Origin of the sequence: Cryobacterium sp. 10C3 (assembly GCF_034314285.1) — a bacterium.
GTDB lineage: Bacteria > Actinomycetota > Actinomycetes > Actinomycetales > Microbacteriaceae > Cryobacterium > Cryobacterium glucosi.
This window is the reverse complement of the sequence record NZ_JAVIWF010000002.1, coordinates 3,698,899-3,720,424: the sequence shown is the minus strand read 5'-3', so window position 1 is coordinate 3,720,424 and position 21,526 is coordinate 3,698,899. Positions and strand designations below refer to the sequence as shown.

Annotated in this window: 24 protein-coding genes; 7 read left to right on the top strand and 17 right to left on the bottom strand. The window is 62.5% G+C overall.

All coding sequences use genetic code 11. The features are described from left to right. Positions 1–28 precede the first annotated feature (28 nt). From RGU41_RS18710 to RGU41_RS18680, 7 genes are all read left to right on the top strand, one after another. On the top strand, positions 29–448 hold the full coding sequence (locus tag RGU41_RS18710) for a hypothetical protein (protein ID WP_322137070.1): 420 nt from the start codon (positions 29–31) through the stop codon (positions 446–448). An 88-nt stretch (positions 449–536) separates the two neighbouring features. Then, a complete protein-coding gene (locus RGU41_RS18705) occupies positions 537–929 on the top strand; it encodes a hypothetical protein (RefSeq protein WP_322137069.1) in 393 nt (130 codons plus the stop codon). Positions 930–1,171: 242 nt separating this feature from the next. Beyond that, complete coding sequence (locus RGU41_RS18700) at positions 1,172–1,756, top strand: GNAT family N-acetyltransferase (protein ID WP_322137068.1); 585 nt, start codon at positions 1,172–1,174, stop codon at positions 1,754–1,756. A 102-nt stretch (positions 1,757–1,858) separates the two neighbouring features. After that, positions 1,859–2,302 (top strand): hypothetical protein, encoded by a 444-nt coding sequence (locus tag RGU41_RS18695; protein ID WP_322137067.1) that lies wholly within the window; start codon positions 1,859–1,861, stop codon positions 2,300–2,302. Next, positions 2,299–2,598 carry a transcriptional regulator gene (locus tag RGU41_RS18690; RefSeq protein WP_322137066.1) on the top strand — a complete coding sequence of 100 codons (300 nt, stop codon included), beginning with the start codon at positions 2,299–2,301 and terminating at the stop codon, positions 2,596–2,598. The genes RGU41_RS18695 and RGU41_RS18690 overlap by 4 nt, the downstream gene beginning before the upstream one ends. A 289-nt stretch (positions 2,599–2,887) precedes the next feature. Continuing rightward, complete coding sequence (locus tag RGU41_RS18685; RefSeq protein WP_322137065.1) at positions 2,888–4,093, top strand: nucleotide-binding protein; 1,206 nt, start codon at positions 2,888–2,890, stop codon at positions 4,091–4,093. Between the two features lie 739 nt (positions 4,094–4,832). Beyond that, positions 4,833–5,210 (top strand): hypothetical protein, encoded by a 378-nt coding sequence (locus RGU41_RS18680; protein WP_322137064.1) that lies wholly within the window; start codon positions 4,833–4,835, stop codon positions 5,208–5,210. A gap of 31 nt (positions 5,211–5,241) precedes the next feature. Here the strand turns inward: RGU41_RS18680 and RGU41_RS18675 are convergent, their stop codons facing one another. The 17 genes from RGU41_RS18675 to RGU41_RS18595 form a co-directional block, all read right to left on the bottom strand. Continuing rightward, positions 5,242–5,580, bottom strand: a complete 339-nt coding sequence (locus RGU41_RS18675; protein ID WP_322137063.1) for a Fic/DOC family protein — start codon at positions 5,578–5,580, stop codon at positions 5,242–5,244. 276 nt (positions 5,581–5,856) lie between these two features. Continuing rightward, a complete protein-coding gene (locus tag RGU41_RS18670; RefSeq protein WP_322137062.1) occupies positions 5,857–6,054 on the bottom strand; it encodes a hypothetical protein in 198 nt (65 codons plus the stop codon). Positions 6,055–6,106: 52 nt separating this feature from the next. Next, on the bottom strand, positions 6,107–6,463 hold the full coding sequence (locus RGU41_RS18665; protein WP_322137061.1) for a helix-turn-helix transcriptional regulator: 357 nt from the start codon (positions 6,461–6,463) through the stop codon (positions 6,107–6,109). A 127-nt stretch (positions 6,464–6,590) separates the two neighbouring features. Then, on the bottom strand, positions 6,591–7,787 hold the full coding sequence (locus RGU41_RS18660; RefSeq protein ID WP_322137060.1) for a Fic family protein: 1,197 nt from the start codon (positions 7,785–7,787) through the stop codon (positions 6,591–6,593). Positions 7,788–7,911: 124 nt separating this feature from the next. Then, a complete protein-coding gene (locus RGU41_RS18655) occupies positions 7,912–8,253 on the bottom strand; it encodes a hypothetical protein (RefSeq protein WP_322137059.1) in 342 nt (113 codons plus the stop codon). A gap of 104 nt (positions 8,254–8,357) precedes the next feature. Next, positions 8,358–8,936, bottom strand: coding sequence for a hypothetical protein (locus RGU41_RS18650; protein ID WP_322137058.1), 579 nt, complete (start codon positions 8,934–8,936; stop codon positions 8,358–8,360). 179 nt (positions 8,937–9,115) lie between these two features. Beyond that, entirely contained in the window at positions 9,116–9,433 is a 318-nt protein-coding gene (locus RGU41_RS18645) for a hypothetical protein (RefSeq protein ID WP_322137057.1), read from the bottom strand. 417 nt (positions 9,434–9,850) lie between these two features. Further along, positions 9,851–10,825 (bottom strand): class 1b ribonucleoside-diphosphate reductase subunit beta, encoded by a 975-nt coding sequence (gene nrdF, locus RGU41_RS18640; protein ID WP_134446785.1) that lies wholly within the window; start codon positions 10,823–10,825, stop codon positions 9,851–9,853. A gap of 102 nt (positions 10,826–10,927) precedes the next feature. Beyond that, positions 10,928–13,033: a class 1b ribonucleoside-diphosphate reductase subunit alpha gene (gene nrdE / locus RGU41_RS18635; protein ID WP_322137397.1), complete on the bottom strand. Its 2,106-nt coding sequence runs from the start codon at positions 13,031–13,033 to the stop codon at positions 10,928–10,930. A 32-nt stretch (positions 13,034–13,065) separates the two neighbouring features. Then, a complete protein-coding gene (nrdI, locus tag RGU41_RS18630; protein WP_134446783.1) occupies positions 13,066–13,470 on the bottom strand; it encodes a class Ib ribonucleoside-diphosphate reductase assembly flavoprotein NrdI in 405 nt (134 codons plus the stop codon). Between the two features lie 54 nt (positions 13,471–13,524). Beyond that, complete coding sequence (gene nrdH, locus RGU41_RS18625; RefSeq protein WP_134446781.1) at positions 13,525–13,758, bottom strand: glutaredoxin-like protein NrdH; 234 nt, start codon at positions 13,756–13,758, stop codon at positions 13,525–13,527. A gap of 316 nt (positions 13,759–14,074) precedes the next feature. Continuing rightward, positions 14,075–14,404 (bottom strand): hypothetical protein, encoded by a 330-nt coding sequence (locus tag RGU41_RS18620; RefSeq protein ID WP_322137056.1) that lies wholly within the window; start codon positions 14,402–14,404, stop codon positions 14,075–14,077. Positions 14,405–15,415: 1,011 nt separating this feature from the next. Further along, on the bottom strand, positions 15,416–16,450 hold the full coding sequence (locus RGU41_RS18615; RefSeq protein WP_322137055.1) for a LacI family DNA-binding transcriptional regulator: 1,035 nt from the start codon (positions 16,448–16,450) through the stop codon (positions 15,416–15,418). Between the two features lie 96 nt (positions 16,451–16,546). Next, on the bottom strand, positions 16,547–17,566 hold the full coding sequence (yjfF, locus tag RGU41_RS18610; RefSeq protein ID WP_322137054.1) for a galactofuranose ABC transporter, permease protein YjfF: 1,020 nt from the start codon (positions 17,564–17,566) through the stop codon (positions 16,547–16,549). After that, positions 17,563–18,612: an ABC transporter permease gene (locus RGU41_RS18605; protein ID WP_134561679.1), complete on the bottom strand. Its 1,050-nt coding sequence runs from the start codon at positions 18,610–18,612 to the stop codon at positions 17,563–17,565. Before RGU41_RS18605 ends, yjfF begins: the two co-directional genes overlap by 4 nt. After that, on the bottom strand, positions 18,609–20,159 hold the full coding sequence (locus tag RGU41_RS18600; RefSeq protein ID WP_322137053.1) for a sugar ABC transporter ATP-binding protein: 1,551 nt from the start codon (positions 20,157–20,159) through the stop codon (positions 18,609–18,611). Before RGU41_RS18600 ends, RGU41_RS18605 begins: the two co-directional genes overlap by 4 nt. Positions 20,160–20,277: 118 nt before the next feature. After that, entirely contained in the window at positions 20,278–21,264 is a 987-nt protein-coding gene (locus RGU41_RS18595) for an ABC transporter substrate-binding protein (protein WP_134446772.1), read from the bottom strand. Between the last annotated feature and the right edge of the window lie 262 nt (positions 21,265–21,526).

Sequence of the window (21,526 nt, the reverse complement as noted above, 5' to 3'; positions counted from 1 at the left end):
CGTGCGCAGAGCATCTCGGTTTCTGAGCGTGGTGACCGCAGCCAGCATGTGTTTGCTCTTGCTGACTGGCTGCGTGCCCGGGCAATCCATCGACAGTCTGGCCAAGCAACCCGAAGCCGCATTGACCTACCCTGGCAGCACCGATGTCCGGATCAACAATGACCGGGGACGGGTTCAATTCGGCCTCGATGGCGGCGACGTGGCCGTCACCGGAATATCCGGGACGACAACGCACACGCAACGCGAGGTCCTCGCCTTTTACTCGCAAGCACTGGCAGCGAACGGCTGGACACAAACCAGTGATAGTCCGTACGCCGAGACGGCGTCGGGACAACCCGCTCACGTGATGCAGTGGGACAACGCGAAGCTCCACCTCACGTATGCCGTCGCCGTCACGGCTGAGGGTGAAACAACGAAGTACGAAACTCACCTTGAATCGTTGCGGTAATCCAGTGACGAACGCGACGCAGCAGACCAGGAGACCGATGCGAAGATCATCTGGGTTCCTGAGCGCGGTCGCCGCCGCCAGCATCTGCATGCTTCTGACTGGCTGCGTGCCTGGACAATCCATCGACAGCCTGGCCAAACAACCCGAAGCCGCATTGACCTACCCGGGCAGCACCGATGTCCGGATCAACAATGTCCCGGGACGGGTTCAATTCGGGCTCGATGGCGGCGACGTGGCCACGACCGGTATATCCGGGACGACAACGCACCAGCAGCGCGAGGTCCTCGCCTTCTACTCGCAGGCACTGGCAGCGAACGGCTGGACACAAACTATGGACAGTCCGGGCGTCCACACGGAATCGCGACAATTCGCTCACGCGATGCAATGGGACGGGACAAAGCTCCACCTCACCTATTTCGTCGAAGTCTGGACTGAGGGCGAAACAACGAAGTACGACACGCAGTTGCAATCGTTGCGGTAACCCGTTCGATTCGCGGTCTAGAGCAATACCCCTTCATATCCAACTCCGGGGTGCAGAAACGTCTGCTGTTCTGAGAAAGACCGATCACACCACCGTGGAACCGTCCCGCAAGAGGTTCCCTACTGACACAGCATCAGCACGCGATGCCATCGGACGGGAAGGCCGCAAATTCGTCGCGCTGACCGTCCGGCTTGCGGACAGCCCGCAGCTCAGTGTCGGTGCGATTGGGAACAATGGTCTCGATGACGAATTTAGATTTAGCGCAGGACGCTCGCCTTGCATTCTCACCTCTGACTCCTGACGATCTCGACTCAGTTTTTGGCGTCTACAGCGATCCCGACACGTGGTTGCACTTGCCCGTGGGTCGTCACAACACTCGAGAGCAGTCCAGAAGGATCGTCGACGACGCCATCAAGAGCCGGCGAGAACATGACATTGGTCAATGGGCGGTTCGCGTGGGCGACCCGGGGTCGGACGATGCGCTGAGAGCTGGCACGTTCATAGGTACGGGCGGCGTGAACATGACTCCAGCGCTCGTCTGGAACCTCGGGTACCGCCTCTCCCCGGCGACGTGGGGGCGAGGTTTCGCGACGGAAATCGCCCTTGCTGCGGTCGCTGCCGTCAGAGCACAGAATGACTCGGCTGCCATCACCGCCCGTGTACTCTCCAATAATCCTGCCTCTGCGCGGGTGGCCGTCCGTGCCGGTCTGAGAAAGGTCTGGGCAGGGCCAACAACGGCTGCAGTCGCAGCGGGCATCACTGGGGAAATCTTCTCAGATCGGGATCTCGGGGGCGATGCCCTGCGTTGGTTGATAGAGAACGTTTAACGTTCGGCTTGCGGTGCGCGGGTCAGGTCCTTTTGGCCGTCGTGCAGCTTGGGACTCCCGAACGGGTTGACATGCCGTCGATTCGGATGTTCACTTTCCTGTATGGAAAATGAACGCCTTGCCGAGGAAGCGCTGGCGGTCGCTGACGCGTCACGTCGGGTGGCTGTGCGACGCTCTCGGTCGCCGTGGTGGTACTACCCGGCGGACGGAGTCGTTATCGGTGCGGCGGCCGTTGCCGTGCTGTTAGCCGAAGGAATTGGCCGAAGCATTGCCGTGCTGGCGATGGTTGTTTCTACTACTCTTCTGGAGATTGCGCGACGAGCCGTGACGGGCACCCGGACAACGGAATTCGGTCACGGCCGTGCTACGGGCTATGCCGTCGTGTTCGCGATACTCAGCCTTGCGACTTTGGCAGCAGGCTGGTATTTCGTCATCAAGCTCGGTGTCACGTGGGTTGCCTGGGTTGCCGGCGCGGTCGTCTGCGTGCTGTTGGTGGCAAGCGGATGGGTATTCGAACGAACGTTGTCGTCCTCGATGAGGAGATGACGATCGTGGCTGGGACAGCCGAACTCAACGAGACCATTCATCCCACCCGTCGATTGGCGATCTGCGCTTTCTTGTCTGAGGTGGTGGAGGCGGAGTTTTCTGCTCTCCGCGATTCGTTGCGAATCAGCGACTCGTCACTGAGCAAGCATCTCGCCACTCTCAGAGAGGCAGGCTATGTGCGCGTCTTCAAACGGACATCCGGCGGACGCGCCTGGACGTGGGTGGCACTGACGAGGGACGGCCGAACGGCGTATAAATCCCACATCCGGGCCCTGCGCCAAATGACCAAACTCTAGAACCCTCCGGGCCGGTGCTCCCTTCGAGAATCACCGATCCCAAAGGCCAACTCGCCGGCGCACCGGACTCGACGCAATCCCGGTGAGGGTTCCCAAATGCGACGCCAACTGCGCTCCCTGGCTCGAGGGTCTGGCGGCTGAATCTGTGTCCGCGGCTTACGCGCACCCGATCTGGTCGAGATGCACTCGTTTGCGTGGTTCGTCCGCGCTGCGGAGGCACGTCGGAGTGGCATCAACCATGTTCCCGTCCTGGCATCGAAGATTGACTCAGAAGGCGGAGGGCTCAATTATGGACATCGGAAAACCACCGCGCCACGCCACGGCGCTTGATGATGAACTCACGCCGCTCCAAATCAAGCTGCTCAGGATCATCTGGGATGAGATTTCACGCCAGGGACCTGGCGGGTATGGGAATTGGCCGACGTGGGACTACGTCGAGCGAATGCTCGACCGTGAAGCACCTGAGATCGACTCTTCTTCCTGCCTTGAGATTTACCGGTCGCTTCCAAAGATTGGCCCGGCGACCAACGATGGTCGCCGCTACGGCCTCGTCTGGGACTCGGACTTTCATGAGGAACCGACTGCGGACTCGACTGTCGGTTTGAGCCTTGCAGGCATTATCCGACTCACCGAAGTTGAGCAGATCAATCCGAAAGTGGCTGAAGCCATCGTTAGCGTCGTGGCGATGCTGGCCGACTGGGAGAAGGGCTTGACACCGGACCCGACCAAAGCTACGGCGGAGCTGGTGCAGCTGGACAAGTTCACCTCTAGCTGGCTATCAAAATCGACGCGCGAGAAACCGACGGCACTCTCCGATACGGTGACGAGCCAGATCCTCAACCATGAGTACAACTGCCCGTTCAGCTTTTCGGAAGTGGATACGAAGTGGGTCACGAGCTTACGCGGTTCGAGACTTCGCCCCTACCGAGACCTGCAGGACGCGCACAACTATCTTGAGGTCATCAGCACAATCGAGGGCAGAAGACTTGAGGCGGCAGTCAAGCCCGAAATGAACGGAGCGACAGTGCCTGCGGTAATCCCCACAGTTCCGACGATCTTCATCGTTCACGGCCACGACGACGCAGCGAAGTACCATGTCACCCGAGTCGTCCAGCAGCTGACTGGAATAGAGCCAACGATCCTGCATGAGCAAGCCAACGAAGGCCAGACCGTTCTTGAGAAGTTCGAGACACACGCAGCCAGGGCCGCCGCGGCCATTGTGCTTCTGACACCGGACGATCAAGGTTCCAAGGCAGGAGCCAGCGAATCAAAGCCGCGCGCGCGACAGAACGTCGTGTTTGAACTCGGATACTTCTTCGGACGCCTCGAACGCGGCAAGGTCATCGCCATTACCGAAGGAAACGTTGAATTGCCATCAGATCTGAGCGGCCTCGTGTACATCGATCGAGAAACCAATAACTGGCAGCTCCAGTTGGCGCGAGAGCTGGAGCAGATCGACGGCATTAGCGTCGACCGAAACAATCTCAAAGTGTAACGCAACCGCAACGGCCGCTCTTGAGGGTTCCCCTTGCGGACATACTTGTTCGTTTCATTACTTCTTGGCCTTGTTCTCGAAAACGAGGAAAAAAGAAGATCAAGTTGGGTGACCGCACTACACGGAAAATCAAAGAAGTCCCGTTCTCGAAAGTACTTCTCGAAACGAGATTCTCACATCAGTCCTCATAGACGGATTCCGAGAAAACCCGCAGCTCACGCGCCAGCCAGTCTTAGCGTGTTATTTATTCCGTTTCGTGAGCTGATCCCTTCAAGCAGTCAGCGCCCGGCTGCGGGATTCGCTTGCGACATGCTGGGCCTCATCTCTTGATGTGCAGGCCGTCCCGTGGCTCGGCGGGGAGTGACGCCGGGAAAGCCCGCCTCGGCATTTTGCACGAGGCAATTGATCACCGCATCGGTAATGTCTTCCCCGCCGACGGTTCCGTAATTCGTGGTTTCGCTCATCATTTCCTGCTTCGCAACCCGGAGGAGTCGGGTGGGCTCTCGGTCATCGTTGGCCCCCATCGGATCATGATGATTTTATCGTTTCGGGTGGCAGAGCCGCAGGAATACGCGGGCTATTCGTTAGTATCTGCCGCCCCAGTAATCACAGTGAAGATGTCCTGCCGCCTTCGAGCGATAAAGCGGAGAACGCCGTGTCACTGCTCGTATCGACACATAATGTCGTATCTGGTGACCTCACCCTGTCTCTTGGGCTGACTGCTTTGTACGCTAAGTGGATGACAGACTCAGCAATGCGCCCGCTGCGGCGCTCGGCGCACAAGGAATCCGTTGCGTTGGCGTTACCGTCGATCGTGGCGCGCCTTCAGAAGGTCCTGGGGCGGGATGTCGTCGCGGTCATCACGGGGAAGACCCCGCGGCAAGTCTCGCGATGGTTCGCAGGCGAGGCGAAGCCGACCATGCACGCCCAGCAGTTGTTGCGCGACACCTTCGAGATCGTCGAGCTGCTGGCCGAGGTCGACTCCGACGAGGTCGTACGGGCCTGGTTTATCGGCATGAACACCCAGCTCAGAGACGCGGCGCCGGCAGAGGTAATCGCCGAGGGCCGAGTTCGTGACGTGATGGCGGCGGCCCGCGCTTTCGTCAATGCCGGCTGAGTCGCTGCCAACTGATACGGCTCTTCTGGAACTACTTGGTCGCACCTAGTGGTTTCACGATCGCGCGGAATATTTCCCGAAGCCCATCGAGATCCTGCTTCTCCATCGCTTCCCTCGATGCTTGGTCGTTCGCTGCGCCGGTTATGCCGCGCCAGTCCAGCTCGTAGCCGGCCCGCTGGGCAATCTGCGTCCAGAAGATCCGTTGCGCCCGCCCATTGCCTTCGCGGAACGGGTGCAGGTAATTCACCTGGTCGTAGTGATGCGCGATACGCCTCGCGAACTGCTCTGGTTCTAAGCCTCGGAGAAAGTGTTCTTCGGCGAGCTCCTGAAAGGCGAACCCGGCGCCGGACTCGAGGCGCGAGACCGGCATGAAGAACTCTGCAGCTGGGCTGCCACCTTTGCGCAGATCGACAGTGCGTAGCTCCCCGCCCAGTCGTAGACGTCATGAAGTAGCCGCTTGTGGATAGCTCGCAGCTGGCGAAGATCGCCTGTTGGCTTAATCGGGTGCTCTGCTAGCTCGATCGCAGCAAGCGCTGTGAGCTCGGCTTCGTGTGCATCGAGGATGACCTGTGCCGTGGCGCTGACCCGGTTGCGCAGTATCCCCGTCGCCGGGTCTACATACGGGTCGACGAACACCTCAGCGGGCTCAGGCAACGCCATTGCGCGCGCGGACTCGGCGGCCTAGCTCAGTAAGGCTTATGGTGCCACGGGCGTACTCAGCGGCGTCTGCAGTGAACTCGTCGCCAACGCTGAGGCCTTCCATCTCGCCGCTATGCACAGCGTCCTCGACAGCACGCTGGCGAGCCTTGGACGCGGCGCTGTTATCAGCAGCCGATGCGCTCATGACGGCCTCCTTGGCCTGGCTCGGTGTTCAGATGAGGAATGAATTCGGACGTCTAGCGGTCGTCGCGGCGTGCGATCGGGATCGGCCCATCGGGTGGTTCGGTCATCCACCGCCGCTCGTTTGGCGTGCCGATCAGTTCGTCCATCAACGCTCGTCCCGCTAGCGAGTTCCAGGGGTCGGTACTCGCAACGACGGTGTTGGCCATGTGAAGCGATAAGAGCACCGCGAGCAGCGAGTCGATGCGGGGAGCCCCTGTGCCGGTCTCGATAGCTCGAAGGGTATCCCGGGTGATGTGGGCACGCTCGGCCAGTACCGTGGCGCTGAGGCCCTGGAGTGTCCGCCAACGGGAGATGTTCGAGCCGAGCTCCGTGAGCAGACGCGTGCGTACGTGTGAACGTCCGGTGACCATGGTTGCTCCTCTCGGTTTGACAGGTGTAACTGTCAATTTTAGTTGTTGTGGGGCACTTTGTCTGTCAAAAATCCAGTCTTAGCTCCTCGTCGACCTCCGCCGTCGTGTACGTGCGCTCCTCGCCGGACTATCGGCGCCGCTTCGCTCGGGGAGCGAACTCGTCGAGGACCCGGATGACGTCCGGCGCGAGCCAAATCCGGTTCCGTCGCCCGTCTGTGATCTGAGTCAGGACGCCGGCGTCCACGAGACGGTCGATGGCGACCTGAGCGTTGACGGTCGAGATGCCCAGCTGAGCCGCGGCTGCCGCTGCGCCGAGCACGGGTTGGCGCAGCAGAATGCCCACGAGCCGGTGGGCTGCTGAGTCCTGTCGCGCGCGGATGCGCCCGCGCCATTCCGCCTGCACGTTTTCCAGGTCAGCCACGAGGATGCGACCGTTGTGCACCGCTGCGAACGATGCTTCCGCGATGGAACGGACTATCGGGGTGACGTCTCCGGACCGGTACGCGCTCAGGGCATCAAAATATCGACCGGTGTCACGGAGCAGCCCCGCGGAGACCGGAACAACCACGTTCCGCGTGAGTTCGCCCCCGCGCAGCATCGCCTGAATGAGAGAGCGACCGACTCTCCCGTTGCCGTCGGGGAATGGGTGGATGGTCTCGAATTGGGCGTGAGCGATCGCCGTCTGAGCGAGCACGGGAAGGTCGACGCGGTTGGCGAAGGCAACGAGGTCGTCCATGAGCGCAGGGACCCGATCGTGATGTGGTGGGACGAACTGTGCGAAGTGCGGCCCCACGCTATTGACTCCGATCCAAACCTGCTGGTCACGCCAATGCCCGACGATGCGCGGGTTGCTGTGCTCGAGGAGTGCGCGGTGCATCTCCAGGATGGCGATGCCGTCGATCGACTCGGCCATGGCCAGAGCCACTTGCATAGCTCGGACGTTGTCGGCGATGAGCTGCGCATCCTCTGAGGCCCGCTCACCGAGTTCCGCCAGGGCTATCTCCCGTGCGTCGCTGGTCAGGTGCTCAATCTCTGAGCTGGCAGCGCTCTCGGCGCGAAGGAGAACGGCCGCGAATGGTGCTGTGAGGTGACCGACTTCCGCATCGAACCGAGCCAGCTCACTCACGGCCTCTTCGGTCAGGGCTTGCAGCTCGGTGTCGAGCGGCAACTGGAGATCAGCGATGAACGCGGGCACCGACGCAAGGTATGGGCCTGAGGCCAGGCGATTTTGGGTGCGTGAGCCGTACTCGTCCTGCACCTTGTGCCAAGTGCGTTCTTCGTAGTGGATAGCCAGCCAGTGCGACTTCTCCTTAGACGTGGTCATGCAGCGAGCATACCGATTCTTGGTTACTTATCCATTGCTATGAGCCCTGCTAAGTGTGAGTAGAACCGAGTCGGTGACGAGGGAACAATTGACCGCCCTTCAATGGACTTCGCTTGGCTGCTGTCTACGCGTAAATCGCTAGCGGGATGATTCGAATGGACTTCCCTGCGATACGGGAAGTGAGTTCTGGATTGAGCAATGCGTCAACGGTGGTGCCGCCGAACTTTGCTGGGCTTTGTGAGCTGAGGGTCGCCTTCATGCCGGCAATCAGAGCGTCAACACCGTCAGGGTTCACGTTGCGGAGAAGCTTGTTTCTCTGAAGAACCGGAACATTCTCTTCGGCCGGGGAAATTGCCTTCCCGAGAACAGTGAACACGCCGTCGAGAATCCTGTCTTCATCGTCTACGACGAAATGAGGGTTGTCGCAGATAGTGACTGCAGTGAACGTGTCGTCATCGCTCCCCACGAGTCCGTAGTATTCGCGGGTCTTGTCCCGTCGAAAGTCAGCTTGAACTGCTCTCGTAACGTCTCCCCAGAGGTCCCCCTGCGCCGTCCCAGTATGCTCCATCTTCAGGGCAGCAATTCGTACCTTCTCCAGGTCGCCATAGTCATTGAAGAGGGCAAGCTCTTTTTCTTGACGATGAACTTCGCGATCTGGGAGACGAGTTCGGGGGTAACAACATCCATGATTGTCACAAGTTCTGATGGCCTGAAAGTGGCTTGATACTCCACGAACTCGCCACCCTCAATTGACTCGGCGTCAGCAACGGAACTAAGGGTGCGCAGTAAGCCTTTCTCCTTCAACGCACGGCGAACAACGTTCAGGTAGAAGGCCTGCGAGTACACAAACGACTGCGTGGACCGTGAGCCAGTGCTGACGGCCTTTGCGAGGGAGCCGGCCAGAGTGATATCGCCCGCAACAGTAGCCTTGCCGACCAACGGGAATTTCGCCGTAGCGTCTGCCGTCAACGTCGCATCAGCGTCGCCCGACTTAGTCTTCGACGAATCGCTATGTGTCTCCTCAATGGTCGAGGTGACAAGCGGGGAGTCCAGCAACTGCTGCACGAGACCGGCTATATGTTCAGAATTCTGGTAAATCGAAATCGTTGGTCGTTCCAACGCAGCTTCGGCGAGCGTATTCCTCGTCAACTTTTCCCCCTGATTTCAAAATAAAATCCCGCTTCAGTGTCCCTGAGCGGTCTTTTGCCACCCTACTTGCACCTACAGACAACGCCGTCGGTGGCCCTCTGTGTGAAGCAAAGTTGGGTCACATGCGTCATGGCGCTGCGTACGCGGCGCTCTATCTTGGAGCGCCCACGCGCGACGAGCTACTCATCGTCACCGCTGGCGTGGGCAATCTCGTGGCGTGCAGCTTCCATGCGTTTCTGCGTTTCGGTCAGCTGGTCCCGCCCACCTGGGTGTGGCACGGGAAACCAAACCGTCGCCGCCCGCGCGGCGTAACGCTCGGCCAACAGCTCGGCTTCTCTCGTTCCGTACAGCCGTGGCTGCTTGCCGTTCTCGGTGATTGTGTACTCCCCGCTGGAGCCAGGGTAGCTCCAGACCCAGGCGATTAAGCCTGCGGTTCGGAGTTCGTCGAGGAAATCGCCTAAGTGCGCTTGCCTCGCGATTCGGTAGGGATGTTTCATGTCATCTCCGCTCTGATTGCAGCATGCGGCCAGAGCTCAGCGTTCAGCCCGCGCTCGAGGTGTGTGATGGTCCATGCGTCCGGCCAACTCTTGCCGTTGAGCGCATTCAGAACCGTTACGTGACTGAGCCCGCATTCTGTGGCAACGGACCGCGCGCTGTTGTCGCCGATTGCATCTCGAACGTTCAGGGCGAACTGACGCACAACCTCTGCGCTCGGGTTGTCCGAAGGATTCTCCGGCCAACCCGTGCACAATTCAATAGGTAGAGGTCGCTTTACGTTCGCCATTCGCAGCGCCCCTTCAAATCGGGAAAGCAATTAGCTGAAGGAGCATCGCTGCCCCACGTGGCCAAGTCAGATGCGAAAATGGCCAACTAATTTGCGAAATGGCCAACTAAATCGCGAAACAACACCAGGGCTAGAAGTCCCAGTCGGCGTCTTCCGTGTTGACGGCCTTGCCGATCACGTACGAGGAGCCCGACCCGGAGAAGAAGTCGTGGTTCTCGTCGGCGTTCGGCGAGAGCGCGGACAGGATCGCCGGGTTCACGTCGCACACCTCCTTGGGGAAGATGGCCTCGTAGCCGAGGTTCATCAGGGCCTTGTTGGCGTTGTAGTGCAGGAACTTCTTGACGTCCTCGGTCAGGCCGACGGTGTCGTAGAGGTCCTGGGTGTACTGCACCTCGTTCTCGTAGAGCTCGAAGACGAGGTTGAACGCGTAGTCCTTGATCTCGTCGCGACGCTCCTGCGTCGCCGCCTCGAGGCCCTTCTGGAACTTGTAGCCGATGTAGTAGCCGTGCACCGCTTCGTCACGGATGATCAGGCGGATGAGGTCGGCCGTGTTGGTCAGGCGGGCGCGGCTGGAGAACCACATCGGCAGGTAGAAGCCCGAGTAGAACAGGAACGACTCGAGCAGCACCGAGGCGACCTTGCGCTTGAGCGGGTCGTCGCCCTGGTAGTAGTCCATCACGATCGAGGCCTTGCGCTGCAGGTTGACGTTCTCCGTCGACCAGCGGAACGCCTCGTCGATGTCCTTGGTATTGCTCAGGGTGGAGAAGATCGACGAGTAGCTCTTGGCGTGCACGGACTCCATGAACGCGATGTTCGTGTAGACGGCCTCTTCGTGCGGGGTGATCGAGTCGGGGATCAGCGAGACTGCGCCGACGGTGCCCTGGATCGTGTCGAGCAGGGTCAGGCCGGTGAACACGCGCAGGGTGAGCTGTTGCTCGACCGGGGTGAGCTGGTTCCAGGACTGCACGTCGTTCGACAGCGGGATCTTCTCCGGCAGCCAGAAGTTGTTGGTCAGCCGGTTCCAGACGTCGACGTCTTTCTCATCTTCGATCTTGTTCCAGTTGATCGCATCGACATGCGAGATGAGCTTGAGCTTGTCAATCATTTCGTGTTCCTTTTTCGGCCTGTCTCAGTCTTCGGCCGGTATCGGACGAGTCAGCGTGCACTGTGATTACAGCATCCACAGTAGATGAAGCGGGTGCTGTGCCTAGAGCATGCACGAGACGCAGCCGTCGACCTCGGTCCCCTCGAGGGCCATCTGGCGGAGACGGATGTAGTAGATGGTCTTGATGCCCTTACGCCACGCGTAGATCTGCGCCTTGTTGATGTCGCGGGTCGTCGCGGTGTCCTTGAAGAAGAGCGTGAGCGAGAGACCCTGGTCGACGTGCTGCGTTGCCGCGGCGTAGGTGTCGATGATCTTCTCCGCGCCGATCTCGTAGGCGTCCTGGTAGAAGTCCAGGTTGTCATTCGTCATGAACGGGGCCGGGTAGTAGACGCGTCCGAGCTTGCCTTCCTTGCGGATCTCGATCTTCGAGGCGATCGGGTGGATCGACGAGGTCGAGTTGTTGATGTAGGAGATCGACCCGGTCGGCGGCACGGCCTGCAGGTTCTGGTTGTAGATGCCGTGTTCGATGACGGATGCCTTCAGCTCGGCCCAGTCGGCCTGGGTCGGGATGCGCACCCCGGCCTTCTCGAACAGCTCGGCGCCGCGGGCGGTGGACGGGACCCACGCCTGGTCGGTGTACTTGTCGAAGAATGCGCCGGAGGCATACGTCGAGTCCTCGAAGCCGGCGAACGCGTGGCCGCGTTCGATGGCGAGGGTGTTCGAGGCGCGGAGGGCGTGGAACAGCACCGTGTAGAAGTAGATGTTCGTGAAGTCGATCGCTTCTTCGCTGCCGTAGTACACCCGCTCGCGGGCGAGGTAGCCGTGCAGGTTCATCTGGCCGAGGCCGATCGCGTGCGACTTGTCGTTGCCGTCTTCGATCGAACGAACCGAGGCGATGTGGCTCTGCTCGGAGACCGAGTTGAGGCCACGGATCGCGGTTTCGACGGTCTTGCCGAAGTCCGGCGAGTCCATCGACAGGGCGATGTTCATCGACCCGAGGTTGCAGGAGATGTCCTTGCCGATGGTGTCGTAGGACAGGTCTTCGTTGTACGTGGTCGGTGTGTTGACCTGGAGGATCTCCGAGCACAGGTTCGACATGTTGATGCGGCCCTTGATCGGGTTCGCCGCGTTGACGGTGTCCTCGAACATGATGTACGGGTAGCCGGACTCGAACTGGATCTCCGCGAGGGTCTGGAAAAAGTCGCGCGCCTTCATCTTGGACTTCTTGATCCGCGGGTCGTCGACCATCTCGTGGTACTTCTCGCTCACGGAGATGTCGGCGAAGGGCACACCGTAGACGCGCTCGACGTCGTAGGGCGAGAACAGGTACATGTCCTCGTCCTTCTTGGCGAGCTCGAAGGTGATGTCGGGGATAACGACGCCGAGCGACAGGGTCTTGATCCGCACCTTCTCGTCGGCGTTCTCACGCTTGGTGTCGAGGAAGCGCATGATGTCGGGGTGGTGCGCGTGCAGGTACACGGCGCCGGCACCCTGGCGGGCGCCGAGCTGGTTCGCGTAGCTGAAGGAGTCTTCGAGGAGCTTCATCACGGGGATGATGCCGCTCGACTGGTTCTCGATCTGCTTGATCGGGGCGCCGGACTCACGGATGTTGCTGAGCAGCAGCGCGACGCCGCCGCCGCGCTTGGAGAGCTGGAGCGAGGAGTTGATGCCGCGGGCGATCGACTCCATGTTGTCTTCGATGCGGAGCAGGAAGCAGGAGACGAGTTCGCCGCGCTGCGCCTTGCCCGAGTTCAGGAACGTCGGCGTTGCGGGCTGGAAACGGCCGGCGATGATCTCCTCGACGAGGCCGGTCGCGAGCTTCTCGTCGCCCTGGGCGAGGCCGAGTGCGGTCATGACGACGCGGTCTTCGAAACGCTCGAGGTACCGGTTGCCGTCGAAGGTCTTGAGCGTGTACGACGTGTAGTACTTGAACGCACCGAGGAAGGTCTGGAAGCGGAACTTCTTCGAGTACGCGAGGTCGTTGAGCCTCGTGATGAATTCGAAGGAGTACTGGTCGAGCACGGCCTGCTCGTAGTATTCCTTCTCGACCAGGTAGTCGAGGCGTTCCCGGAGGGAGTGGAAGAACACCGTGTTCTGGTTGACGTGCTGCAGGAAGAACTCCCGGGCCGCCTCCCTGTCCTTATCGAACTGGATTTCCCCGTTCGGCCCATAGAGGTTGAGCATGGCATTGAGGGAGTGATAGTCCATCGCCAGCGCGACCTGCGCGTGCGGGGCTACTTTCACGGCTGTTGCTTCCAAAATGATTCCAATCCGTCGTGAACGATGCGCACATCATCCGGAGTTCCCAATACTTCAAATCGATACATATGCGGCACGTTGCACTTTGCCGCGATGATGTCCCCCGCGATGCAGAATGCCGTGCCGAAGTTCATGTTGCCCGCGCCGATCACGCCGCGGATGAGCGAACGGTTGTGTTCGTCGTTCAGGAAGCGGATGACCTGCTTCGGCACAGCTCCCCTGGCCTCGCCGCCGCCATAGGTCGGCACGACGAGCACATAGGGCTCCGTCGCCCGGAGCGGCTCGTCGCGCGCGTACAACGGGATGCGTGCGGCAGGCCGGCCGAGTTTCTCCACGAACCTCTGGGTGTTCCCCGAGGTGCTGGAGAAATAGACGATCTCAGCCATTGGATGCCGGCCTCACTCTCGAACCGCGTGCTTCAGTCCCGTAGCGCAGACCGCTCAGGCGAGACGTGCGGCGAGTTCGTTGATCTTGTCCGGGCGGAAGCCGGACCAGTGGTCCTCGTCGGTGATGACGACGGGCGCCTGCAGGTAGCCGAGTGCTTTGACGGCCTCGAGGGCGTTCTCGTCGACGGAGAGGTCGAGCACTTCGTACTCGATGCCCTTGTTGTCGAGGGCCCGGTAGGTGGCTGTGCACTGCACGCAGGAGGGCTTGGTGTAAACCGTGATTGCCATGTGGAAGGCCTTTCTCGTGGTTCAGAAGAGTAGTGGTTCAGAAGTGAGTGCGCCAGTACGACTGTGCAAGTGCGATGCGGCCCTGCGAAACGCGGGATGTCACGGGTGTTGCGGCGTTGCTGTGCTGGAGATCAATACTACATGTAGTGCCTCCCAATGGGAATGGCCACTACATGCGGTAATTACAATTATGTAGTTATCCACCGACATTCGTGATGTTGTCAACAGGCTGGCGCATTCGGAGGCCCGCTTTCCCGCGGAAATCGCCGGGTTATCCACATCCTGCAGAATCAGCATTCGCACCTCTGTGGATAACTCACCGCGGGCGTGTCGCCACCCGCGGCACCTCGTGTTCGATCAGAAACTCGTGGAACCGCCGGGGAGACTCGACCAGGCTCCAGTCCCAGCGCATGAAGCTGTCTGAGCGGTCCCGAAGCGCGTCCTCACGCGTCTTCTCCTTCACGACGACCTCAGCCGGATCGCGTCCCGCCAGGATTCGCCCCCTGGTGTATTTCTGATGCCCGTCGAATTCGCCGATCTTCCGCACGGCACGCCAGTAGAAGTCGACCCAGTAGTCGTGCCCACGGACGTTCGGAAAACACACCTGCAACTCGGGCACGACGAAGCCCAGCTCGAACAAGCGCACCCGGCTGAGCGACTCTCCCCATTGGCCGAGAGCGGATTGGCGAAGTCGATCGCCACCTCGGCCTGCCGATAGCCGCGCCGCGGATTCACGAGCGCCAGTTCGGTGAGCAGGTCATCTTTTGAGATCGCTCGAGCCCCCGCACGTCCGAGACGCAAATCGTCAGCGACCCGCGCTTGTTCCACCCGGAGCGCGTGGTCGATCATGACCACGGCCGTCAGAAAATTCGTTCCTGCGGCGACGTCGACGAGGGTACGGACGAGCGATGTCGCGGTGCATCCGGCCACCTCGACAGCGTCGGGCGCGGGCGCTCCGCGATGCGCCGTCAGGAAGCGGGCATGGCTCCCACCCGTGGCTTCCGGATTGAGGGAATGCACCTCGCGTGGCCACAGACCGATGTACGGGAGGCCGTGCAGCGCGGCTGCCGAGATGTGCGACAGAACAAGGGGTCGCATGGCGCACGCGGCAGTAGCCCGAACGAACAACCGGTACCGGTCGTCCGGGTCCGACTCCCGCCAGAGTGCTCCCCAGACGAACATCCCCCGCCGAATGCGCACCAGCGTGCCGTCTCTGAGCAGCGCATCGATCGCCGTGGAATTGAGGCCAGTGGCATTGAGGGCCCCGGTTGGAATCAGCTCACCGTAGCGAACAGCGAGGGTGTCGAGTCGAGTTGTCATCGCCCGAGTTTCGGCGGTACCACCCAGGCGCGCTCGGCTGCCGCGACTGTCGTGGACAGTCGCCGCCGCATCCGCCCCGTTGAGGACCCGCCACCTCGGGGCGCGCGTCACGTCTCGGGTGCGCGCATCACGCCTCGCGGCGCGCGTAGCGCCTCGCGGCGCGCCAACGAGCGCTCACCCCGAGACGAAACCACCGCCACGAACGGATGCCGGAGCCCGCACGAACGCACCCCTCCCCGGGGCGCGCGTAGCGACTCGCGGCGCGCCAACGAGCGCTCACCCCGAGACGAAACCACCGCCACGAACGGATGCGCGGGCGTGTCGCCGCCGGGAGCGGCTAGGCGCGCGGGGCGGTCGACTCGCGGACGACGAGTTCAGGGACCGAGCTCGGCAGGTCGGGCGCCTCCTCGTCCTCGAGCACGGCGAGGAGGGTGCTCAGGATGTTGCGGCCGAGTTCGTCGAAGTCCTGGCGCATGGTCGTCAGTGTCGGGGAGAAGAACGCGGCCTCGGGGATATCGTCGAACCCGATGACGCTCACGCGGTCCGGCACGGCGAGTCCGTTGCGGACGAGGGCGTGGATGAGTCCGAGTGCCATCTGGTCGTTGCCGGCGAACACGGCCGTGAAGTCGCCATAGGAGCCGGATTCGATCAGGTCCATGCCGAGGCGGAACCCGCTCGCCGGCGACCAGTCGCCGATCAGCGGTTCCCTCGCGATGAGGCCGCGGTCGCCCAGTTCGTCACGCCAGCCCCTGGCTCGTTCGATGGCGTCGACGGAGTCGGCCGGTCCGGCGAGGTGCACGATATTGGTGTGGCCGAGTTCGGCGAGGTGCGTGACGGCGATCCGCGCACCGCGGTAGTTGTCGACGCCGACCCGGTGGAATCCGCCGCGGCCGCTCGACTCCACCGCGATGAGGGGCACCCCGAGTTCGATGCCCCTGACGGCCTCGAGGGCGCTGCGGTGCGCCGCGATCAGCACGATCGCCTCGACGTTCTGCCGCAGGAGGAGCTCAACGGCGGAACGCAACGACTCCGGGTCCGACTCGAGCATGCTCGCCATGCTCACCGCGTACCGGGCGTCCCTCGCCGCCTCGTTGAACCGCAGGACGGTGCTCGAGGGTCCATAGTCCGGTCCTCCTGTTGTGATCAGGCCGATCGTCCGGGAGCGGCGGGTGACGAGGGCGCGCGCAGCGGGTGACGGCCGGTAGCGGAGCTGCTTGATCGCGTTCTCGACACGTTCCCGTGTCGCGGGGCGCACATTGGGAAGGTCGTTGAGCACCCGGGAGACCGTCTGGTGCGAGACGCCGGCCAGCCGCGCGACGTCGAAGATGTTGGCGACGCGCGCCTTCTCATCGTCCTTGCTCACCAGGCTCATCGGCTCCCACCGATGCGTGTTCAACGCATCGTCTCTCTGTCCCCTTATTCTGGCTCACGCGCGGGTGCCGTGGCCGACACGCTCTCGCCGGACGCGTTATCGACGGCGTGCCGTCAGGACCTTCTGAAGGACGATGAAGACGAGGAGGAGCCCGCCGATGAAGATCCGGGTCCACCACGAGCTGAGGGTGCCTTCGAAGGTGATGATCGTCTGGATCGTGCCGAGCACGAGCACGCCGAGCGCAGAGCCGAGCACGAAGCCGTACCCACCCGTGAGCAGGGTCCCGCCGATCACGACCGCGGCGATCGCGTCGAGTTCGGTGCCGACCGCCGTGAGGCTGTATCCCGAAAGCGTATAGAAGGTGAAGAGCACCCCGGCAAGGCCGGAGCAGAATCCGCTGATCACGTAGACGAGCACCTTGGTCCTGGCCACCGGCAGTCCCATCAGCATGCCCGACTGTTCCCCGCCGCCGATCGCGTAGACGGTGCGGCCCAGCCGGGAGTAGTGCAGCACGAGGAACGCGACCAGGACCACAAGAAGGGCGATCACGACGCTCGCCGTGATGCTCATGCGACCGCCGAACGAGATCCTGGTCTGCGCGAGGCTGACGAAGACCGGGTCGGTGATCGAGATCGAGTCCTTGCTGATCACGTAGCAGAGTCCCCTGGCGAGGAACATCGCGGCGAGGGTCGCGATGAACGGCTGGATCTTGAAGATGTGGATCATGAGTCCGACCAGGAGTCCGAGCACCGATGTCAGCACGAGGATGAGCGGGATCACGACCGAGGCAGACCAGCCGGACTGGAGCAGGCTCGCGGCGATCATGGTCGACAGGGCGAGGACGGCCCCGACCGACAGGTCGATGCCCCCGGTCAGGATCACGAACGTCATCCCGACCGCCAACACGATCAGGTAGGCGTTGTCGACGAACAGGTTGAGGATCACGGGCCCGGAAACGAAGCCACGATAGCGGCTGCCACCGATCGCGAAGATGGCGATGAGCAGCACGAGGGTCACGAGGACGGGGCCGTACTTCGGGCTCGTGAACGCGGACGAGACCCGGCCGAGCAGTCGGCGGCCCGCGTCGACGGGCGCGGAGGAGGTGTCGATGCTCATGAGACGGACGCCCTTTCGGCGGTTCGGGTGCCCGGACGTCCCCGGCCGAGTGACCGGCGCCAGCGGCCGAACGTGGCGTTCGTCGTTGGCGACTGCAGCAGGCAGACGGCCGTCACGACCGCGGCCTTGAAGACCATCGTCGCGATGGGTGGGATGCCGACCGTGTACACCGTTGTGACGAGGGTCTGGATGACGAGGGCGCCGACGAGGGTGCCGAGGAGTGAGTACCGGCCGCCTGCGAGAGAGGTTCCTCCGATCACCACCGCGAGGATCGCATCCAGTTCGATGAAGAGGCCGGTGTTGTTGGCATCGGCCGCCGTCTGGTTCGAGGTCAGGATGAGGCCGGCGATGGCGGCCGCGAATGCCGAGAAGGTGTACACGGTGATCAAGAGGCCCCGCGACCGGACGCCGGCCTGCCTGCTCGCCTCCGGATTGATTCCGACCGATTCGATCAGGAGCCCGAGGGCCGTGCGCCGGGTGAGCAGGGCGGCTGCGGCAAAGATGACGGCCGCGATGACGACGGAAACCGGGATGCCGAGGACGAATCCGGACCCGATGACCTTGAAGGGAGGACTGTTCACGGTGAGGATCTGGCCCTCCGTGATGAGCATCGCCGCGCCGCGCCCGGCGGTCATCAGGATCAGGGTCGCGATGATGGGCTGGATCCCGAGCACGGCGACCAGGAACCCGTTCCACAGGCCGAGGACGAGGGCGATCAGGAGCGCGGCGATCACGGCGACCGCGACCGTGCCGATGCTGCCCGGTTCCGGGGAACCGAGGATGATCGAGCAGGCCACGGCACCCGCGATCGCGCACACGGCGCCCACGGAGAGGTCGATCCCACGCGTCGCGATGACGAGAGTCATTCCGACCGCGATGATGAGGGTCGGCGCGCCGTTGCGGGCGATGTCCACGAGGCTGCCGAAAAGGTGCCCGTTCTTGACCTCGAGGCTGAAGAAGCCGGGGAAGGCGACGAGGTTGATGGTGAACAGGACGAGCAGCATCACCACCGGCCAGAACAAGCGGCTCGAGAACATCCGGTTCATCGTTCCACCGCCGTCAGTTCGCCGTCGGCGATGATGGCCAGGAGGCTGTCAACGGTCAGGTCGTCATTGACGATGTCGGCGACGAGCCTGCGGTCCCTCATGATCGCGATCCTGCTGCTGAGGCGCAGCACCTCCTCGAGTTCCGCCGAGATGAACAGCACCGACATCCCGTTTTCGGCGAGGTTCACCACGAGTTTCTGGATCTCGGCCTTCGCGCCCACATCGATGCCCCTTGTCGGTTCATCGAGGATCAGCAGCCGCGGCGCGACGGCGAGCCACCTGGCCAGCAACACCTTCTGCTGGTTGCCTCCGGAGAGGTTCCTGACGATGGCGTCCGGGTTGGCCGGCCGGATGTTCAGGGCCTGGATGTAGCTGACCGCGAGCTCGTCGCGGCGCTTCCGAGAGATCGGATGGAACCAGCCGCGGTCGGCCTGCAGCGCGAGCACGATGTTGTCCCGCACGGTGAGGTCCTCGACGATGCCCTCGGCGCGGCGGTTCTCCGAGGAGTAGGCGACTCCCCGCGCGAGGGCCGAACGAGGCGTTCGGAACCGGTGCGGCGTGCCGTCGATCACCAGTTCCCCGGAGTCCGGTCGGTCGATGCCGGAGAGGATCCTGGCGAGCTCGGTGCGCCCGGAGCCCAGGAGACCGGCGAGCCCGACGACCTCGCCGGTGTAGACCCGGAGGTCGACCGGCGCGATGGACCCCTTGCGCCCGAGCGCCGTCGCGGCCAGAAGGGGCACTTCGTCGTCTTCCCCGCCTCCCGGCTCGACGATCCGCCGCTCGAGGGCGTCGAGGATCGCGAGTTCCTTGCCGATCATCTTCTGCACGAGGTCGAGGCGCAGGATCTCTGCCGTGCGGTATTCGCCGACGAGTTTGCCGTTCCGAAGTACCGTGAGGCGGTCCGAGATCTCATAGACCTGGTCGAGGAAGTGGGAGACGAAGAGGATCGCGACGCCCTCGGCCTTGAGCTCGCGGATCACCCGGAAGAGTTCGGCGACTTCGTCGGCGTCGAGGCTCGACGTCGGCTCGTCGAGGATCAGGACCTTCGCGTTGACGTCGATGGCCCTGGCGATCGCGACGAGCTGCTGGACAGCGAGCGAGTGCGAACCGAGCAGTGAACCGGGATCGATGTCGAGGTGCAGGCCGCGGAGGAGTTCCACAGCCCGACGCCGGGTGGCCCGCCAATCGATGCCGCCGAACCGGCGGGGTTCCCGACCGAGCATGATGTTCTCAGCGACGCTCAGGTTTCCGAGCAGGTTCACCTCCTGATAGACGGTGCTGATCCCGGCATTCTGGGCCTGGGCGGGGCCCGCGAACGAGACCCGGTTGCCGGCGAGCAGGATCTCGCCACTGTCGGCCGGGCCGCTGTCGATCGCATAGACACCGGTCAGCGCCTTGATCAGGGTCGACTTGCCTGCACCGTTCTCCCCGAGCAGCGAGTGCACCTCGCCGGGGAACATCCGGAAGTTCACCCCGTCGAGGGCCTTGACGCCGGGGAAGGAGATCGAGATGTTCGTCATCTCGACGACGGGGGCGTGTGCGTTCATTCACGTTCTCTCTTCATCGTCGTGCGAGCGGATGCCGGTTCCCGGCGGCAGGGACCGGCCGGCCGGATGGCCTGCCGATCCGAGCCGCCGGAGAGCGGCGAAGCGGTACCGGATCCGCTCAGTACTGACGGGTGGGAAGTGCGGCAGTCGCCTGCTCCTGGGTGAAGGTCGTCTCCTCCGTCAGGATGCGCTTCTCGACGCTCTCCCCCGCGACGACCTTCTTGACGATGTCGACCAGCTGCTTGCCGAGAAGCGGAGAGCACTCGACGATGAAGTTGATCTTGCCGTCGGAGAGCGCCTGCATGCCGTCCTTCACCGCGTCGATGGTGACGATCTTGATGTCCTTCCCCGGCACCTTGCCCGCCGCTTCGACGGCCTCGATCGCGCCGAGGCCCATGTCGTCGTTGTGGGCGAAGATCAGGGTGGCGTCCGGGTTGGACTTCAGGAGCGCCTCGGTGACCTGCTTTCCGCCCGCCCTCGTGAAGTCGCCGGTCTGCGATGCGACGATCTGGAACTTCGGATCGGCCTTGATGACGTCCGCGAAGCCCTCCGCACGGTCGATGGCGGGAGCCGCGCCCGTCGTGCCCTCGAGCTGGATGATCTTGACCGGATCGGTCTGGTTCTTGTACTCGTCGACGACCCACTGGCCGGCCTTCTCGCCTTCCTTGATGAAGTCGGAACCGAGGAAGCTCACGTAGAGGCTGTCGTCCTTCGAGTCGACGGCACGGTCCGTGAGGACGACCGGAATCCCGGCGTCCTTTGCTTCCTTCAGGACCGCGTCCCAGCCGGTCTCTACGACGGGAGAGAACGCGATGACGTCGACGCCCTGGGTGATGTACGAGCGGATGGCCTTGATCTGGTTCTCCTGCTTCTGTTGCGCATCCGAGAACTTGAGCTGCATTCCGGACGCGGCGAACGCATCCTGGATGTCCTTCGTGTTCGCGGTCCGCCAGCCGCTCTCCGCGCCGACCTGGGCGAAGCCGACGACGATGTCGCCCGGCGCCTTCGCAGCGCCCGTCGAGCTGGTGTCTGCGGCAGTGGAACATCCCGTGAGGGCCAGGAGAAAGGCGCCGACGGCGACCGCTCCGATCATCTTCCTGATCATGTGACTAAACCTCCTTGTTTAGCGTCCCGGCGGAACATTCTGCTGCGTGTCTCGGTGCCGGGCGACCAGGTCGTTCTGGTCGATGTCGAAATGTTAGCGCTCACAAGCGCGCGTTCACAAGCCCTCCCGATATCTTTTCTATCTCCTGTGAAGCGGGGATCCCCGGCATCCGTTCGGCGATTGTGAACGCTCATAACCGAGGCCCCTCATGCAAGCGGAGCCGACCCCTGGCCGGGGCCGGCTCCGCCGGATGATGCGATAT

Excerpts from the sequence above, each read along its gene's own strand:
- RGU41_RS18705 (WP_322137069.1), top strand. The coding sequence starts at position 537 with ATGCTTCTGACTGGCTGCGTGCCTGGACAATCCATCGACAGCCTGGCC.
- RGU41_RS18700 (WP_322137068.1), top strand. The coding sequence starts at position 1,172 with ATGACGAATTTAGATTTAGCGCAGGACGCTCGCCTTGCATTCTCACCT.
- RGU41_RS18695 (WP_322137067.1), top strand. The coding sequence starts at position 1,859 with ATGGAAAATGAACGCCTTGCCGAGGAAGCGCTGGCGGTCGCTGACGCG.
- RGU41_RS18690 (WP_322137066.1), top strand. The coding sequence starts at position 2,299 with ATGACGATCGTGGCTGGGACAGCCGAACTCAACGAGACCATTCATCCC.
- RGU41_RS18685 (WP_322137065.1), top strand. The coding sequence starts at position 2,888 with ATGGACATCGGAAAACCACCGCGCCACGCCACGGCGCTTGATGATGAA.
- RGU41_RS18680 (WP_322137064.1), top strand. The coding sequence starts at position 4,833 with ATGACAGACTCAGCAATGCGCCCGCTGCGGCGCTCGGCGCACAAGGAA.
- RGU41_RS18675 (WP_322137063.1), bottom strand. The coding sequence starts at position 5,580 with ATGCCGGTCTCGCGCCTCGAGTCCGGCGCCGGGTTCGCCTTTCAGGAG.
- RGU41_RS18670 (WP_322137062.1), bottom strand. The coding sequence starts at position 6,054 with ATGAGCGCATCGGCTGCTGATAACAGCGCCGCGTCCAAGGCTCGCCAG.
- RGU41_RS18665 (WP_322137061.1), bottom strand. The coding sequence starts at position 6,463 with ATGGTCACCGGACGTTCACACGTACGCACGCGTCTGCTCACGGAGCTC.
- RGU41_RS18660 (WP_322137060.1), bottom strand. The coding sequence starts at position 7,787 with ATGACCACGTCTAAGGAGAAGTCGCACTGGCTGGCTATCCACTACGAA.
- RGU41_RS18645 (WP_322137057.1), bottom strand. The coding sequence starts at position 9,433 with ATGAAACATCCCTACCGAATCGCGAGGCAAGCGCACTTAGGCGATTTC.
- nrdF (WP_134446785.1), bottom strand. The coding sequence starts at position 10,825 with ATGATTGACAAGCTCAAGCTCATCTCGCATGTCGATGCGATCAACTGG.
- nrdE (WP_322137397.1), bottom strand. The coding sequence starts at position 13,033 with ATGGACTATCACTCCCTCAATGCCATGCTCAACCTCTATGGGCCGAAC.
- nrdI (WP_134446783.1), bottom strand. The coding sequence starts at position 13,470 with ATGGCTGAGATCGTCTATTTCTCCAGCACCTCGGGGAACACCCAGAGG.
- nrdH (WP_134446781.1), bottom strand. The coding sequence starts at position 13,758 with ATGGCAATCACGGTTTACACCAAGCCCTCCTGCGTGCAGTGCACAGCC.
- RGU41_RS18615 (WP_322137055.1), bottom strand. The coding sequence starts at position 16,450 with ATGAGCCTGGTGAGCAAGGACGATGAGAAGGCGCGCGTCGCCAACATC.
- yjfF (WP_322137054.1), bottom strand. The coding sequence starts at position 17,566 with ATGAGCATCGACACCTCCTCCGCGCCCGTCGACGCGGGCCGCCGACTG.
- RGU41_RS18605 (WP_134561679.1), bottom strand. The coding sequence starts at position 18,612 with ATGAACCGGATGTTCTCGAGCCGCTTGTTCTGGCCGGTGGTGATGCTG.
- RGU41_RS18600 (WP_322137053.1), bottom strand. The coding sequence starts at position 20,159 with ATGAACGCACACGCCCCCGTCGTCGAGATGACGAACATCTCGATCTCC.
- RGU41_RS18595 (WP_134446772.1), bottom strand. The coding sequence starts at position 21,264 with ATGATCAGGAAGATGATCGGAGCGGTCGCCGTCGGCGCCTTTCTCCTG.